This is a genomic window from Mycobacterium gallinarum, assembly GCF_010726765.1.
GTDB classification, from domain to species: Bacteria; Actinomycetota; Actinomycetes; order Mycobacteriales; family Mycobacteriaceae; genus Mycobacterium; species Mycobacterium gallinarum.
The window spans coordinates 1044786-1060483 of sequence record NZ_AP022601.1 but is presented as its reverse complement, the minus strand read 5'-3'; the positions used below and the strand labels follow the sequence as shown (position 1 = coordinate 1060483).

The window sequence follows — 15698 nt, the reverse complement described above, 5'->3', positions numbered from 1 at the left end:
ATCGATACGAGGAGGACACGGGCGGTGCCGACCAACGAACAACGGCGGGCGACAGCGAAGCGCAAACTCGAGCGGCAATTGGAGCGCCGGGCGGCCAAGGAACGCCAGCGTCGCATCCTCACGATCGTCGGATCGGTCGTGGGCGTGCTCGTCATCGCCGGCGGGGTCGCGGCTGCCGTCATCCTCACCAGGGGCGATTCGGACAGCGACAACACCGCCGCGACCGAGACCTCGACCCCATCGAGTGAAGCACCCTCGGGGCCGGGCGCGCTGCCCGCGTTCGCAGCACCCGCCGGTCTTGGCGACGACTGCCAATACCCGGCCTCTGCGGAAAAGGCCAGCAAGGATGTCAAGCCACCGCGGACGGGCAAAGTGCCTACCGACCCCGCCGAGGTCAGCGCCAGCATGGAGACCAACCAGGGCAATATCGGCCTGATGCTGGACAACGGCAAGTCCCCGTGCACCGTCAACAGCTTCGCCAGCCTGGCGAACCAGGGCTTCTTCAACGACACCACATGCCATCGGCTGACCACCTCGGACTCGCTGTCGGTGCTGCAGTGCGGCGATCCCACCGGGCAGGGCACCGGCGGTCCCGGCTATCAGTTCCCCAACGAGTATCCGACGAACCAGTACCAGCCCGACGATCCAACGCTGGCGGAGCCGGTGCTGTACCCGCGCGGCACGCTCGCGATGGCCAATGCCGGCCCAGGAACCAACGGCAGCCAGTTCTTCCTGGTCTACAAGGACTCGCAGCTGCCGCCGAGCTACACGGTGTTCGGCACCATCGACGAGACGGGCCTCGCGACGCTGGACAAGATCGCCGCAGCGGGCACGGCCGACGGCGCTCCCGACGGTTCGCCGAAGTCCGAGGTCAAGATCACCAAGCTGCAGCTGGATCCGTGACCAACCCGCCACCGGCTCCTTACGGCGGATATCCACCGCCGTACGGGGCTTACCCGCCGTCCCCGTATGGCGGCTATCCGCCGGTGTACGCCGGCTATCCGCAGCCCCAACCGACGAACACGCTGGCCGTCGCATCGCTGGTGTGCGCGTTCGTCTTCGCGCCGCTCGGAATCGCGTTCGGACACATCTCGCTGTCACAGATCAAGAAGACCGGCGAAGAGGGCCGCGGCCTGGCCATCGCGGGCCTGGTGATCGGTTACCTGATCACCGCACTCACCATCCTCGTGGTGGTGTTGAGCGTGCTGTTCGTCATCGCGGTCGGCCGTAGCCTCGAGGACTTGGACGGAACGACGTCCGACTACACCGTGACCCCGACGCAGCCGATCGACGCGCAGCCACTGCCGGAGTTCAAGCCGCCCGCGACCCTCGGATCCAACTGTCAGTACCCCGCCACAGCAGAGCCGGCGAGCAAGCCGGCCAAGCCGCCGCGCACCGGACGGGTGCCGACCCAGCCGGCATTGGTCAGTGCCAGCATCACGACCAACCGCGGTGGTATCGGCCTGCAGTTGGACAACGCCAAGTCCCCCTGCACGGTCAACAACTTCGCCAGCCTCGCCCAGCAGGGTTACTTCGACAACACGACCTGCCACCGGCTGACCACGACCCCTGCGCTCGGCGTACTGCAGTGTGGCGATCCCACAGGAACGGGCCAGGGCGGGCCCGGCTACCGATTCCCGAACGAGTACCCGACCAACCAGTTCCGGTTGACCGACCCGGCGATGGAGATCCCGAGGCTGTACCCGCGCGGCACACTCGCGATGGCCAACTCGGGGTTGGGCACCAACGGCAGCCAGTTCTACCTCATCTACCGCGACTCGATGCTGCCGCCGACCTACACCGTCTTCGGCACCATCGACAAGACAGGGCTGGCCGCGCTGGACAAGATCGCCTCGGCAGGCACGGCAGACGGCAGCGACGACGGCAAGCCGGCGCAGACGGTGACGATCGCATCGGTGCGCCTGGACTGAGGCTGCATCTGCCTAGCCGCTCGGCTTGGTCTCGATGTAGAACTCGACATCGTCGCCATCGACCTTCGTGATCCGCATATCGGCGGTGTACTCCGTGCCCTCGGGCCCGGTGAACTTGCACTCAAAAGTGCCGCCGACTTTGGCTTCGACACCTTCTGGACATTTCACGTCTTTGGGCTCGAAGCCTGTTTGCTTCTTTACCAAATCAACAACGGACTGCGCGGCGCCCTCGGGCTTGATGGTTGAGCCGCAACCGGCGATCAGCAGGGCGACGGCGACCATTGTCGCCACAAATGCGGTGCGCATCGCCGAATTATGACAGAAATTGACGCTTGGACGAATCTTTGCCGCAAACCGTCACGCCGCGGACGTCACGCGGTACACGTCGTACACGCCCTCGACGTTGCGGACCACGTTGAGCAGATGACCTAGGTGCTTCGGATCGCCCATCTCGAAGGTGAATCGGCTGATCGCCACGCGATCGTCGGAGGTGGTCACCGACGCGGACAGGATGTTGACCTTCTCATCGGCCAGCACGCGGGTCACATCCGACAGCAACCGGTGCCGGTCCAGCGCTTCCACCTGGATCGCGACCAGGAACACCGACGACGGCGACGGTGCCCACTGCACGTCGATGATCCGCTCCGACTGGTCTTGCAGCGACGACGCGTTGGTGCAGTCGGTGCGGTGCACGCTGACTCCGCCGCCGCGGGTGACGAACCCCATGATGATGTCGCCGGGCACGGGAGTGCAGCATTTGGCGAGCTTGGTCAGCACCCCGGGCGCGCCGGGTACGGCCACCCCGACGTCGTCGGTGTGGCGCTGGCGCACTGGCATGGTGGCCGGCGTCGAGCGCTCAGCGATCTCGTCTGCGGCGTCCTCGTCACCACCGAGTTGCGCGACCAGCCGTTGCACGACGTGCCGTGCCGATACATGACCTTCGCCCACCGCGGTGTACAGCGCTGACACATCCACATAGCGCAACTCACGCGCCAGGGCCGCCACCTGTTCGGCATTCATCAACCGCTGCAACGGAATTCCGGCGCGGCGCACCTCACGGGCTATGGCGTCTTTGCCGGTTTCGAGCGCTTCTTCACGCCGCTCCTTGGCGAACCACTGGCGGATCTTCGCCTTCGCCCGTGGCGAGACCACGAACGTCTGCCAGTCGCGAGACGGGCCGGCGTTGGGCGCCTTGGATGTGAAAACCTCGACCTGGTCACCGTTTTCGAGCTTGCGCTCCAGTGCGACCAAACGGCCGTTGACGCGCGATCCGATGCAGCGGTGACCGACCTCGGTGTGCACGGCGTACGCGAAGTCCACCGGCGTGGACCCAGTCGGCAGCGTGATCAGATCGCCCTTGGGGGTGAACACGAAGATCTCCTGGACAGCCAGGTCGTAGCGCAACGACTCGAGGAACTCGCCGGGGTCGGCGGCCTCCCGCTGCCAGTCGAGCAGCTGACGCATCCAGGCCATGTCGTCGATCTCGGCGGCGGCGTAGGTCGCCGGAAGTCCGTTGCGGCCCTTGGCTTCCTTGTAGCGCCAGTGCGCCGCAATGCCGTACTCCGCGGTCTTGTGCATGTCGACGGTACGGATCTGCACTTCCAGTGGCTTGCCCTCGGGTCCGACGACGGTGGTGTGCAGCGACTGATACACACCGAACCGTGGCTGGGCGATGTAGTCCTTGAACCGGCCGGCGATCGGCTGCCACAGCGAATGGACCACGCCCACAGCGGCATAGCAGTCACGCACATCGTCGCAGAGGATCCGCACACCCACCAGATCGTGGATGTCGTCGAAGTCGCGGCCCTTGACGATCATCTTCTGGTAGATCGACCAATAGTGTTTCGGGCGGCCCTCCACCACCGCGTTGATCTTCGACGCTGTGAGCGTCGCGTTGATCTCGGCCCGCACCTTGGCCAGATAGATGTCGCGCGACGGCGCCCGGTCGGCGACCAGCCGCACGATCTCCTCGTACTTCTTCGGATGCAGGATCGCGAACGACAGATCCTCGAGCTCCCACTTGACGCTCGCCATACCGAGTCGATGTGCCAGCGGCGCAATCACTTCCAGCGTCTCGCGGGACTTGGCCGCCTGCTTCTCGGGCGGCAGGAAGCGCATCGTGCGCATGTTGTGCAGCCGGTCGGCGACCTTGATCACCAGCACCCGCGGATCGCGGGCCATCGCGAGGATCATCTTGCGGATGGTCTCGCCCTCGGCCGCGGTGCCCAGTGCGACCTTGTCCAGTTTGGTCACGCCGTCGACGAGGTGGCCCACCTCGGTGCCGAACTCCTCGATGAGCTGCTCGAGGGTGTAGCCGGTGTCCTCGACGGTGTCGTGCAGCAGGGCCGCGATCAGCGTCGTGGTGTCCATTTCGAGCTCAGCCAGAATGTTCGCGACGGCCAGCGGATGGGTGATGTACGGGTCACCGGAGCGGCGCAACTGATCGGCGTGCCGTTCGTCGGCCACCTCATACGCGCGTTGCAGCAGTGTCAGGTCGGCCTTGGGATAGAACTGCTTGTGGACCGCGACCAGCGGTTCCAGCACCGGGTTTAGGGTGCTGCGCTGTGCCGTCATTCGGCGCGCCAGTCGGGCCCGCACCCGGCGCGAGGCACTCGTTGCCGCCTTCGCGGAATCCGCCTTGGGAATCTCCATCGGCTGCGTCTCGGTCATCTGCGCATTCGGGGGCGACTGCACGGCCTGGCCCGTGCCGGGAGCTTCTCCGTCCGAAGCCATGGTCACCTCCCGCCTGCTCAACACGCGCGGTCATCGCGCGTTTTCGAAACGCTCAGACTTCGAGAATACGACTCAGATCATCAGCAGCGACGTCACAGGCAGCGGTTCGAGCACCTCACGCCCGCTCAGCGCCGAAAGTTCGAGCACAACGGCGGCGGCCGGGACCATCGCACCGCAGCGCCGAAGCAGCTTCTCCGTCGCGGCCATCGTGCCGCCGGTGGCGAGAACGTCGTCGATGATGACGACCCTGCGCCCGTCGAGGTCAATGCCGTCGGCAGGCAACTCCAGCGTCGCCGAGCCGTACTCCAGCTGGTAGGTCTCGCTGTGCACTGGCGGTGGCAGCTTGCCGCCCTTACGCACCGCCAGGACCCCGATCCCGAGCCGCAATGCGACCGCGGCGCCCAGCAAGAAGCCGCGCGCGTCGATACCCGCCACCAGGTCGGCGCCCTCCGCGGTCTCCGCCAGAGCGTCGGTGACCTTGGCCAGGCCGTGCGCGTCGGCCAGCAGGGGGGTCAGATCCTTGAACTGGATACCAGGCTCGGGAAAATCGGGCACCTCCCTCATCAGCGACGCGACGAGCATCGAGATGTCCTGATCCGTCACCCGCCCAGAGCCCAACGATCCATGTTCCATCCCGCGCCCCATCGAGTAGGACTGCTACTTACCGCGTACATGTCTTTCGACGTGAGTACGGTCCGCTGCTGACGATAGAGCGGAATGGTCGGCATGTCAGTCCAGAGGATCGATCCGCCTTCCCCGAGCAGCCGGGACAGCTCCTTGGGGTCCGACGTCACCGCGAGCGCCGCGATGATGCCGTCGACGCGCTCGTTGGAATAGCGGGACAGATTGTTGCCGTTGGCCGAATGCAGATCGTAGGCGTCCATGGCGTTGGACCCCGACGATCCGCTGCCCGCCGCGCCACCCGTGCTGGCGAGCAGGACGTCGATCTCGTTGTTGCGCAAAGTGAGCGGGCCCGTTTCGTTGGTGGCGACATCCTGCACCGTGATGCCCGCAGGCGCGCACGCCTTGGCGATGGTGCCGACCGTTGCGGCGAGCCGGGCGTTGGGGCTCTGGTATCCGATGCGGACGGTCAAGGGCCGTCCGTTGATCGCGGCCCGCGCCGCCTCGGGATTGGCGACGGTGAACCTGCCGCCCTCGACGGCGCTTTCGGCGGCGCTGTACGCGTCCTCGGTGACGGGGTTCAGCCGCGCGTTCGCAATGGGAACCTGGGCGTTGCGGGCAATGATGTCGCGCGGAGTGCAGTGTGCGAGCGCGCGCCGCTCCGGCGGCTGCGACATCGGGCCCTGGGGGGCGAAGATGAGCTGTTCGATGCCCGCGGACGGGGCGTCGGTCCTCACGTAATCGTCGGGCAGGTTCAGCGTGCCCGACGAACCAGCCGCCACGTCGACGACGTCGTAGGCGCCCTGGTTGATGCGGTCCTGGATGTCGGCGCCACGTGGCCACACGGTGATCCTGGACGTGACCGGCGCGGCCCCCCACCACTTGTCGTTGGCGACGAGCGCGACGGCGCCTTCGTCGGTCACCGAATCGAGCTTGTACGGCCCCGAGGACGGGAACTTCTTGATGTCGATATCCGGCGTCAGGTTCCAGGTGGTGTTCCACGCCTTGGCAATTCGGTCGACCGCCGGCGCGTCGTTGTTCGTGATCGCGGTGGTGACGCCGCCGTCGGGCAGCCCCAGCTCATCGGCGAGCACGTGCGACGGCATCATCGACGTCGCGGCGAACAGCTGGCCATAGTCGACGAACGCGCGGTCCTGTGCGAAGGAAACCCGCGCCTTCTTCTGGCCCGGAGCGCAGTCGACGGACGCGATGTCGGTGTACCCGGCACGGCTGGCGGCATCGAACCCGGGAAACCGTCCCGACTGTGACGCCCACGCCAGCACCATGTCGTCGCACGTGATCGGCTTGCCGTCGGAGTACACCGCGGCGGCGTTGATCTCGTAGTCGAGGATCAACGGCGCGCGGCCGACGACCGAGATCTTGCCGAAGTCGTGATCGCCGACGATCTGGCCGTCAGGACCGTGGTAGTTGAAACCCGTCAGGACCCGCGCGAACGCCTGCGGACCACCGGATGCCGCACCGGCCACCGTATTGGTGTTGTAGGTCGTCAGCATGCCGTCCACCGCGAAGTCGATGCTGGCGGCCGGGCCACGCGAACACGCCGACAGGCCCGCAGCGCCGACCGTCAGTGCGGCCACCAGAGCAGCCACGCGCCGGCTCCATGCGATCATCTCGGCTACCGCCGCCGGGCGTCGCGCTTACCCGACGGTCGTCCGGCTCGGCTGCCCGTCGGCCGAACCGGCCGCGCGCCGGGCGCCGGCTTGTCCGGTGGCGGAGTGGTGCTCGTCGCCTGCGACGACACAGCCGACTTCGTCGGCGCCGCACTCTCCTCGACGACGTCCTCGCCGGAGTCCGAAAGTTTCGCGGCACTTCCCTTGCGGCGGTTCAGCACCCGGCGGGTGTGGTTGCGCACCAGCGTGGTGCGCTCCCGCAGCGTCACGAGCAGCGGCGTGGCGAAATAGATCGACGAATACGTACCGACGATCACACCGACCAGCTGGACGAGCGCCAGGTCCATCAGGGTGCCGACGCCCAGCAGCCAGACCGCGATCACCATCAGCGCCAGAATCGGCAGCACCGAGATCACGCTGGTGTTGATCGACCGCATGAAGGTTTGGTTGACCGCCAGGTTGGCGTGCTCCGCGAACGTCCGGCGGGTGGTGTGCTCGAATCCGTGGGTGTTCTCCTCGACCTTGTCGAACACGATCACGGTGTCGTAGAGCGAGAAACCGAGAATGGTCAGCAGCCCGATGACCGTCGCGGGCGTGACCTCGAATCCGACGATGGAATAGATGCCGGCGGTGACGACCAGGTCGAACACCAGCGTTGCCAACGCGGCGACGGCCATGTAGCGCTCGTATCGCACGGTGATGTAGACGGCGGCCAGCGCGAGGAACACGACGAGGGCGATGAGCGCCTTCTCGGTGATCTGACCGCCCCAGGTCTCCGACACCGCGGAGTCGCTGATGGCGTTCTTGTCCGGCTGGCCGTCGGGGCCGCGCGGCTGGAACGCGTCGAACAACGCGGTGCGCAGCTTCTCGATCTCTTCGTTGTCCAGCGTCTCCGAGCGAATCTGCACGGTGGCCGAATCGCCGCTGCCGACGATCACCACGGCGTCGGCTGGCTTGCCCAACGCTTCGTTGAAGACGTCCTCGACCTGCTGGGTGGTGGCGGTGCCGCTGGCGGTCTGCGCCGGCATGGACACCTTCGTGCCACCCTCGAAGTCGATGCCGAAGGTGAAGCCGCGGATCACCATGCTCAGGACGCACACGGCGACGATCAATCCGCTGATCGTGAACCACAGCTTGCGCTTGCCGACGACCTCGAATGCGCCGGTGCCGGTGTAGAGCCGGGTGAAGAACCCGTGTCGCGGCGTCTCGCTCTCGAGGTCGGGCGCCTCGACGGCTTCGGTCAACACGTCGTCGACGTCTTTGTCTTTATGCCTGGCGGCCATGTCGCTACCCCCGTCCCGTCACGTGTGCGGCCGCGCGGCGTTCGCGGGCGATCTGCTGCACCGCGCCGAGACCGTTGAGCTTCGGCTTCGCCATGGTCGGCGACTTCGACGCGATGTAGACGATCGGCCACGTCACCAGGAACACCACCACCACGTCGAGGATGGTCGTCAGGCCCAAGGTAAACGCGAACCCCTTCACTTGGCCGACCGCCAGCACATACAGGACGGCGGCAGCCAGGAACGTGACCGCGTTGCCGGACAGAATCGTCTTACGCGCTCTGTTCCAACCACGGGGCACCGCCGAACGGAACGAGCGACCGTCGCGTATCTCGTCTTTGATGCGTTCGAAGAACACCACGAACGAGTCTGCCGTCATACCTATACCGATGATCAAACCCGCGATACCGGCCAGGTCGAGCGTGTATCCGATGTATCTGCCGAGGAGCACGAGGATCGCGTAGACCATTGCGCCCGAAGCGACCAGCGACAGCGCGATCAGCACGCCCAACACCCGGTAGTAGAGGAGCGAATAGAGCAGCACCAGGGCCAGACCGACCGCTCCCGCGATCAAGCCCGCCCGCAGCGACGTCAAACCCAAGGTCGCGGAAACGGTTTCAGCCTCCGACGACTCGAACGACAGCGGCAGCGAACCGTACTTCAGCACGTTGGCGAGCTCACGCGCCGTCTGCTCGGTGAACTGACCGCTGATCTGGGTACGACCGCCGGGAATCGGCTCGCGAATCTCGGGGGCACTGACCACCTGGGAGTCCAGCACGAACGCGGTCTGGGTGCCGACGTTGGCGGCGGTGAAGTCCGCCCAGATCTTGGTGGCGTCGCCCTTGAACTGGACGTCGACGAGGTAGATGCCTTGCTGCTGGTCGAAGCCCGAGCTCGCGTTCTCGATCTGCTCACCGCTGATGATCGACTTGTCCAGCAGGTAGACCTCGTTGCCGTCCTGCGAGCACGTGACCAGCGGCAGGTTCGGATCGTCGTTACCGGCCAGCACATCGTCCTCGCCGCAGCGGGTGGCCTGGAACTGCAGCGCCAGGATCTGGATCTGCTGATCGCTGCTCTGGCGCAGTTCCTTCTCGTCGGCGATGCGCTGCGAAAGCGGGACGTCGTCAGGTGGCGGCGCGGGCGCCTGCGTCCCGGGAGCCGGTGCCGGCTCCTGTCCCGGCGGTGGCGTCGGTTGCGGCGGCGCTGGCGGCTCGGGTGCGGGCTGGGCCGGCGGCTCCACCGGGTACGGACGCGGTTGCGGCGCGGGCGACTGGGCGGGCGGTGCTGCCGGCTGCTCGCCCGCGCCCGGGGGAAGCACCTGGGCGCCCGGCGCACCTGGCGCCCCTGGAGCGCCAGGTAGTCCGGGGATGGCTCCTGGTGCGCCGGGTGCACCCGGAGGGGTTCCCTGTGGTTCCTCGGTGGGCGGCTGCTGTGGCTGTGCCGCGGCGGACGGCATCGCGTGAATCACCGGCCGGATGTACAGCCGTGCCGTCTGGCCGAGGTTGCGGGCCTCGCTGCTCTCGTTACCCGGAACGGTGATGACGAGGTTGTCGCCGTCGATGATGACTTCGGACCCCGACACACCCAGACCGTTGACGCGATCGTTGATGATCGTCTGTGCCTGGTTGAGGGCGTCACGGGTGGGACGGGAGCCGTCCGGCGTGCGAGCGGTGAGCGTTACACGGGTGCCGCCCTGCAGATCGATGCCGAGCTTCGGCTCGGCCTTCTTGTCCCCCGTCAGGAACACCAGCAGGTATGCGCCGACCAGCAGTACCAGAAAGAGCGCAAGGTAGCGGGCAGGGTGCACCGGCGTCGAAGGCGATGCCACGTTTCTAGGGTCTCCTCGAGATCAGTTCGTCAGCACCGCAAAGGGTACGTGCTCAGGCTGAGTAGTCAGCCCTCAGTCCTTGGTGTTCGGGCTTTCGGTGATTTCGGTCGCCGTCGATTCCTCGTCTTCGACGTCCTCGAAATCGTCATCATCGGTGATCTTGTCGCGCACGGCCAGCTTCATCCATGTCGTGACCACGCCGGGAGCGATCTCCAGGTCGATGGAGTCGTCGTGAATTCCGGTGATCGTGCCTTCCAAGCCGGACGTGGTGTGGATGCGATCCCCGATCTGCAGCGATTCGTGCAGATCGATGGTCGCCTGCATCGCCTTCTTCTGGCGGCGCGACGCGAAGAACATGAACGCACCCATGATGATGATGAGCGGCAGGAAGATGACCAGATCCATGGCAGCAACTGTCTTTCGTATCGGTCTCGGTGTCACAGCGCAGACCGGCAGGTCAGGCGCTTCGTCAGTGACCAGTGTGCCATTGCGGCCGCAGATGACCGAGGCCCCCGTCGCCCCGGCGCAGTGTTAGCGTCCTGTAGTGCTCGGGCACCTCGGCATCAATGTTCCCGATCTCGGCGCCGCCAAGACCTACTACGACGCGGTCATGCCGCTGCTGGGATTCGACGAGTTCCTCACGGCATCCGACGAGTTCGCCTATCGTCCCGCGGGCGGCGAGCCGGGCACATATCTGTTCTTCTATCCGTCGGCCGAGACCTCGCGATACTCGCGGCACCGGACCGGCCTTCAGCATCTGGCTTTCATGATGCGATCCCGATCCCTGGTGCGCGACGTTCACGAACTCGTCGCCGCGACGTTGATCCCACGATTCGGCGGCGAGGTCCTGCACCGGCCGCAGGTGTTTCCGCAGTATCCCCCGCCCTATTTCGCGACGTTCTGGCTCGACCCCTGGGGGCTGATGCTCGAAGCGGTGTGCCATCACGACCGCGACTGAGCGATGGCGACGAAATCCGTTGCCCCGATCAGTGATGACCGACGATTCCGCTAGAAGCTCCCAGAGTTTTCAATCGGATCGGTGCGCTCCCGACTAGGCTCGAACCGCGGCGCGTCGTGCGCCGAATCTACGTCAGGAGGCGGATTTGAGTACCGTCGAGCAGAGCCGATATCTCGCCACCGAGATACCCGGCCCGCTTTCACAAGCGCTGATCGACAGGAAGGCCGCCGCGGTGTCCCGGGCGGTAGGCAACACGATGCCCGTGTACGCGTCGCGCGCATTCGGCGGCATCGTCGAGGATGTCGACGGCAATCGACTCATCGATCTGGGGTCGGGCATCGCGGTGACCACCATTGGAAACTCGTCGCCGGCCGTCGTGGCGGCAGTGCAGGATCAGGCCGCGAGATTCACCCACACATGTTTCATGATCACGCCATACGAGGGATACGTCGCGGTCGCCGAGCAACTCAACCGGCTCACGCCCGGCAGCGGAGACAAGCGGTCGGCACTGTTCAACTCGGGCTCCGAAGCGGTGGAGAACGCGATCAAGGTCGCGCGAACCTACACCCGGAAATCGGCGGTGGTGTCGTTCGACCACGCGTATCACGGGCGGACCAACCTGACCATGGCGTTGACCGCGAAGTCGATGCCCTACAAGCACGGCTTTGGCCCGTTCGCGCCGGAGATCTACCGAGCACCGCTGTCGTATCCGTTCCGCGACGCGGAATTCGGCAAGGAAATGGCCACCGACGGTGAGCTTGCGGCCAAGCGCGCCATCACCGTGATGGACAAGCAAGTCGGTGCCGACAACCTGGCCGCGGTCATCATCGAACCCATCCAGGGTGAGGGCGGGTTCATCGTGCCCGCCGACGGCTTCCTGCCCGCGCTGCTGGATTGGTGTCGGAAGAACAACGTCGTGTTCATCGCCGACGAGGTGCAGACCGGGTTCGCCCGCACCGGGGCCATGTTCGCGTGCGAACACGAAGGCATCGAACCCGATCTCATCGTTACCGCCAAGGGCATCGCCGACGGCATGCCGCTGTCCGCGGTGACCGGACGCGCCGAAATCATGGACGCACCCCACGTCAGTGGGCTCGGCGGCACCTACGGCGGAAATCCGGTCGCGTGCGCGGCGGCGCTGGCGACCATTGAGACCATCGAGGCCGACGGGCTCGTTGAGCGGGCGCAGCAGATCGAGGCGCTGATGAAGGACCGGCTCGGGCGACTGCAGGCCGAGGACGACCGAATCGGCGACGTCCGGGGCCGCGGCGCCATGATCGCGATGGAGCTGGTGAAGTCCGGCACCACCGAGCCCGACGCCGATCTGACCAAAGCGCTGTGCGGCGGCTGCCACGCCGCGGGCGTGATCGTGTTGTCCTGCGGCACATTCGGAAATGTCCTGCGGTTCCTGCCTCCATTGACCATCAGCGACGACCTACTCAACGAAGGTCTCGACGTCCTCGCCCTTGTCCTCAAAGATCTTTAACCGAAAGGAAGTTCACGCTGTGACCAAGGTCCAGAATTTCATCGGCGGCGAACTCGTCGACTCCGTCAGCGGCGCCACGATGCCGCTGGTCGATCCGAGCACCGGCGAGGAGTACGCCACCGCGCCCATCTGCAACGAGGCCGACATCGACAACGCGTATGCCGCTGCGTCGAAGGCATTCAAGGACTGGAAGCGCACGACACCGTCCAACCGCCAGAAAGCGCTGCTCGATTTCGCTGACGACGTCGAGCGCAACGCCCAGGCACTCGTGGAGGCCGAGGGCCGTAACACGGGGAAGCCGAACCATGTCACCACGGCCGAAGAGATTCCGCCGATGGTCGACCAGATTCGCTTCTTCGCCGGTGCGGCACGGATGTTGGAGGGCAAGTCCGCCGGCGAGTACATGGAGAACCACACGTCGTGGATTCGTCGCGAGCCGGTCGGTGTGATCGGCCAGGTATCACCGTGGAACTACCCCATGATGATGGCGATCTGGAAGTTCTGTCCGGCCATCGCCGCGGGCAACACGGTCGTCATCAAACCCAGCGACACCACCCCCGTCACAACCGTCATGCTCGCCGAGATCGCGGCCAAGCACTTCCCGCCGGGTGTGCTGAACGTCGTGTGCGGCGACCGGAACACCGGTGCTGCGGTGGTTGCGCATCCGACGCCCGAGATGGTGTCGATCACGGGCTCGGTGGCCGCGGGCCGCGCGGTCGCCGTGAGTGCGGGCGGGCACTTGAAGCGCACGCACCTGGAGCTGGGCGGCAAGGCGCCGGTGATCGTGTTCGATGACAGCGACATCGCCAGCGCCGCAGAGGGAATCGCGACGGCCGGATACTTCAACGCGGGCCAGGACTGCACGGCGGCAACCCGCGTGCTCGCGACGTCCAAGGTGGCGTCGGACCTGACCGATGCGCTCGCCGAGCAGGCGCGCGGCGCCACGACGACGTTCGGAAAGGCCTCCGACGACGAGGACGCGTGGGTGCCGCCGGTCAACAACGTCAACCAGATGGAGCGGGTGCTGTCGTTCTTCACCGATGTGCCGTCGCACGCGAATGTGGCCGCGGGTGGAGAACGCCAGGGCGACAAGGGATTCTACGTCGCGCCGACGGTCATCGGCGGCCTTCGCCAGGACGACCGACTGGTGCAGCAGGAGATCTTCGGCCCGGTGATCACGGTGCAGTCGTTCTCCGACGAGGACGAGGCGATCGCGTGGGCCAACGGAACCGAATACGGCCTGGCGTCATCGGTGTGGACGAAGGACGTGTCGCGAGCACTGCGGGTATCCGCGGCGCTGGACTTCGGATGCGTGTGGATCAACACGCATATCCCGCTGGTCGCCGAGATGCCGCACGGCGGGTACAAGTCGTCGGGCCACGGCAAGGACCTGTCGATGTACGGCTTCGAGGACTACACGCGCATCAAGCACGTCATGGCCTTCACCGGCTAGCCTCTGCGCCGCCGGCTATCGACACCTCATCGCTTTCGACGTTTTGCAGCGAAAATGCGAGACGCGGTCTGCATTTCGTCGATAGCGATGCAGACGCGAAACAAAGCCCTACTTCGCGGCGACCGAAGCCCAGAGCTCGGTGATGGACTGAAGGACTCGGTCGCGGTCGATCAGCAGCGGTGAGATGTGGCCGGTGCCCGCGACCGCCTCGACACGGCAGTTCGGTATGACGGCACAGGTTTGGCGGGCCTCGTCGGGCCGCCAGCCCGTGATGTCGTCGCGCACGGGCATCACGAGGGTTGGCACCTTGATTCGCGGCAGTAGATCCTCGATACCGTTGCGCTTCAGCATCATCGACCGCATCGCGTGGAACATGGCCTTGCGGTCAGCGTCGCGGAATGACGCCATGACGGTCTCCGCCAGCTCCGGCTGTGCGGCGATCGATTCCGCCCCGAGCAAAGAGTCGAACAGCTGCTTCATGATGAACCCGCTGGGCCCGGTGAACCGGTAGAGATGGACGAGCGGCCACGCCATCGTGAACTTCTCGCGCAGATTGAACCCCTGTACCGGCGTGCCGATGGTGGTCAACGTCCGCAGTCGCGATCCGGTGGCTAGCCGAATGCCGACGTGACCTCCCCACGCGTTGCCCACCCAGTCGACGGGTTCGGTCAGATCTAGACGGTCGAGCGCCTGTTCGGCGGCGACAACGACTTCGGCGAACGTGAAATCGTGCCGCACGGCCCCGCTTTTCCCGTGTGACGGCCCGTCAATGCTGTACACCGTGCGGTCCTGGGCCAAGGCATCTGCCAATGGCCCCCAGGATCGCGAATCGACGAAAAGGCTGTGCCACAACACGACCGGCGGGCCCGTGCCGCTGCGTCGGACGTAAAGCCGGCCGAGGTCGGTGCTGACGAAATTCGCACTCGGGGTGATCATCGCACTGCTCCATTTACTTCGGAATCCGAAACTTCGGTATCCGTAGTATCCTCACAGCCTATGGCCGCGTCAAGAGATCCGGCGCCCGATCGCCTGGCAATCGGGCAGCTGCTGGTCAGGTTGTTACGAGAGTTTCGTGACGACCTCGCCGCGCCACGCGCGGAGGCCGGGTACGGCGACGTCCGCGAGGTCCACTTCCAGATCTTCGGCAATATCCGGATGGGCGGTATTCGGCTCACCGAGCTGGCCGACCGAGCGCAGCTGAGCCTGGCCGCGGCGTCGGAGTTGGTCAACGATCTCGTCGATCTGGGTTATCTGATCCGTCGACCAGACCCCGCCGACGGACGAGCCAAACTCATCGACCTGACGAAACGGGGTCAGGCGTTGATGGCGGACGCCGGAGGCCGCGTCGTCGACATCGAGGGCCGGTGGTCGGAACTCGTCGGACCTAGGAACTTCGCGCAGATGACGCGGACGATGCAGCGACTGCTCGATGAGCTCGATCCGAAGGACTCGCGTAGCTAGCGGGCCCCGGCCACCAGATCGGCCACGAAATTGCGTATGTCGTCGACGGTCAATTCCTCACCGTCGACCTCGAGGTCGATCAGCCTGCTGATGAGATCGTCGGCAGGCCGACGGCACCGTTCGGCGATCATGACGTCGACGTATTGGTGCAGCGTGTCTGCGGCCTTCGGCGTCAACAGCGTCGCGGCCCAGCGGTAGAACAGGGGCCAATCCTTGCGGGGCACGCCGAGCGCTTCGCACACGGCGGCGGTGGTGGCTTGGCGGGTACTGGCGGTGGTCACGTCGGCCTCCTCGTCGGTTGATCGGGACGACTCCA

Annotated in this window: 15 protein-coding genes; 6 read left to right on the top strand and 9 right to left on the bottom strand. The window is 65.8% G+C overall.

Annotated features, from left to right (window positions below; all coding sequences use genetic code 11):
• The first annotated feature begins 24 nt into the window (after nt 1-24).
• On the top strand, nt 25-903 hold the full coding sequence (locus G6N42_RS05310) for a peptidylprolyl isomerase (protein ID WP_174262017.1): 879 nt from the start codon (nt 25-27) through the stop codon (nt 901-903).
• Nucleotides 900-1931 (top strand): peptidylprolyl isomerase, encoded by a 1032-nt coding sequence (locus tag G6N42_RS05305; RefSeq protein ID WP_163727050.1) that lies wholly within the window; start codon nt 900-902, stop codon nt 1929-1931. The genes G6N42_RS05310 and G6N42_RS05305 overlap by 4 nt, the downstream gene beginning before the upstream one ends.
• A 12-nt stretch (nt 1932-1943) precedes the next feature.
• Here G6N42_RS05305 and G6N42_RS05300 read toward each other — a convergent pair whose 3' ends face one another.
• From G6N42_RS05300 to yajC, 7 genes are all read right to left on the bottom strand, one after another.
• Entirely contained in the window at nt 1944-2237 is a 294-nt protein-coding gene (locus G6N42_RS05300) for a DUF4333 domain-containing protein (protein ID WP_163727048.1), read from the bottom strand.
• Nucleotides 2238-2288: 51 nt separating this feature from the next.
• Nucleotides 2289-4601: a RelA/SpoT family protein gene (locus G6N42_RS05295; protein ID WP_232076483.1), complete on the bottom strand. Its 2313-nt coding sequence runs from the start codon at nt 4599-4601 to the stop codon at nt 2289-2291.
• A gap of 135 nt (nt 4602-4736) precedes the next feature.
• On the bottom strand, nt 4737-5297 hold the full coding sequence (locus tag G6N42_RS05290; protein WP_434059564.1) for an adenine phosphoribosyltransferase: 561 nt from the start codon (nt 5295-5297) through the stop codon (nt 4737-4739).
• Nucleotides 5264-6916 (bottom strand): ABC transporter substrate-binding protein, encoded by a 1653-nt coding sequence (locus G6N42_RS05285; protein ID WP_163727039.1) that lies wholly within the window; start codon nt 6914-6916, stop codon nt 5264-5266. Before G6N42_RS05285 ends, G6N42_RS05290 begins: the two co-directional genes overlap by 34 nt.
• Before the next feature lie 5 nt (nt 6917-6921).
• Entirely contained in the window at nt 6922-8199 is a 1278-nt protein-coding gene (gene secF / locus G6N42_RS05280; RefSeq protein ID WP_163727036.1) for a protein translocase subunit SecF, read from the bottom strand.
• Between the two features lie 4 nt (nt 8200-8203).
• A complete protein-coding gene (gene secD / locus G6N42_RS05275; RefSeq protein WP_163727032.1) occupies nt 8204-10024 on the bottom strand; it encodes a protein translocase subunit SecD in 1821 nt (606 codons plus the stop codon).
• 72 nt (nt 10025-10096) lie between these two features.
• Complete coding sequence (gene yajC, locus G6N42_RS05270; protein WP_163727029.1) at nt 10097-10429, bottom strand: preprotein translocase subunit YajC; 333 nt, start codon at nt 10427-10429, stop codon at nt 10097-10099.
• Between the two features lie 139 nt (nt 10430-10568).
• On the opposite strand from yajC, the gene G6N42_RS05265 reads away from it, so the two are divergent.
• The 3 genes from G6N42_RS05265 to G6N42_RS05255 all read left to right on the top strand — a co-directional run bounded on the left by G6N42_RS05265 (nt 10569) and on the right by G6N42_RS05255 (nt 13921).
• On the top strand, nt 10569-10982 hold the full coding sequence (locus G6N42_RS05265) for a VOC family protein (RefSeq protein WP_163727026.1): 414 nt from the start codon (nt 10569-10571) through the stop codon (nt 10980-10982).
• Between the two features lie 145 nt (nt 10983-11127).
• Nucleotides 11128-12468 (top strand): 4-aminobutyrate--2-oxoglutarate transaminase, encoded by a 1341-nt coding sequence (gene gabT, locus G6N42_RS05260; RefSeq protein ID WP_163727023.1) that lies wholly within the window; start codon nt 11128-11130, stop codon nt 12466-12468.
• A gap of 19 nt (nt 12469-12487) precedes the next feature.
• Complete coding sequence (locus tag G6N42_RS05255; protein ID WP_163727021.1) at nt 12488-13921, top strand: gamma-aminobutyraldehyde dehydrogenase; 1434 nt, start codon at nt 12488-12490, stop codon at nt 13919-13921.
• 108 nt (nt 13922-14029) lie between these two features.
• Here G6N42_RS05255 and G6N42_RS05250 read toward each other — a convergent pair whose 3' ends face one another.
• On the bottom strand, nt 14030-14857 hold the full coding sequence (locus G6N42_RS05250; protein ID WP_163727018.1) for an alpha/beta fold hydrolase: 828 nt from the start codon (nt 14855-14857) through the stop codon (nt 14030-14032).
• Nucleotides 14858-14917: 60 nt separating this feature from the next.
• On the opposite strand from G6N42_RS05250, the gene G6N42_RS05245 reads away from it, so the two are divergent.
• Nucleotides 14918-15382 carry a MarR family winged helix-turn-helix transcriptional regulator gene (locus tag G6N42_RS05245; protein ID WP_163727015.1) on the top strand — a complete coding sequence of 155 codons (465 nt, stop codon included), beginning with the start codon at nt 14918-14920 and terminating at the stop codon, nt 15380-15382.
• On the opposite strand, the gene G6N42_RS05240 is transcribed toward G6N42_RS05245, so the two are convergent.
• The gene (locus G6N42_RS05240) at nt 15379-15663 is read right to left on the bottom strand and encodes a cytochrome P450 family protein (RefSeq protein ID WP_163727013.1); all 285 of its coding nucleotides are present in this window, start codon (nt 15661-15663) and stop codon (nt 15379-15381) included. The two genes, G6N42_RS05245 and G6N42_RS05240, sit on opposite strands and share 4 nt — an antisense overlap.
• Between the last annotated feature and the right edge of the window lie 35 nt (nt 15664-15698).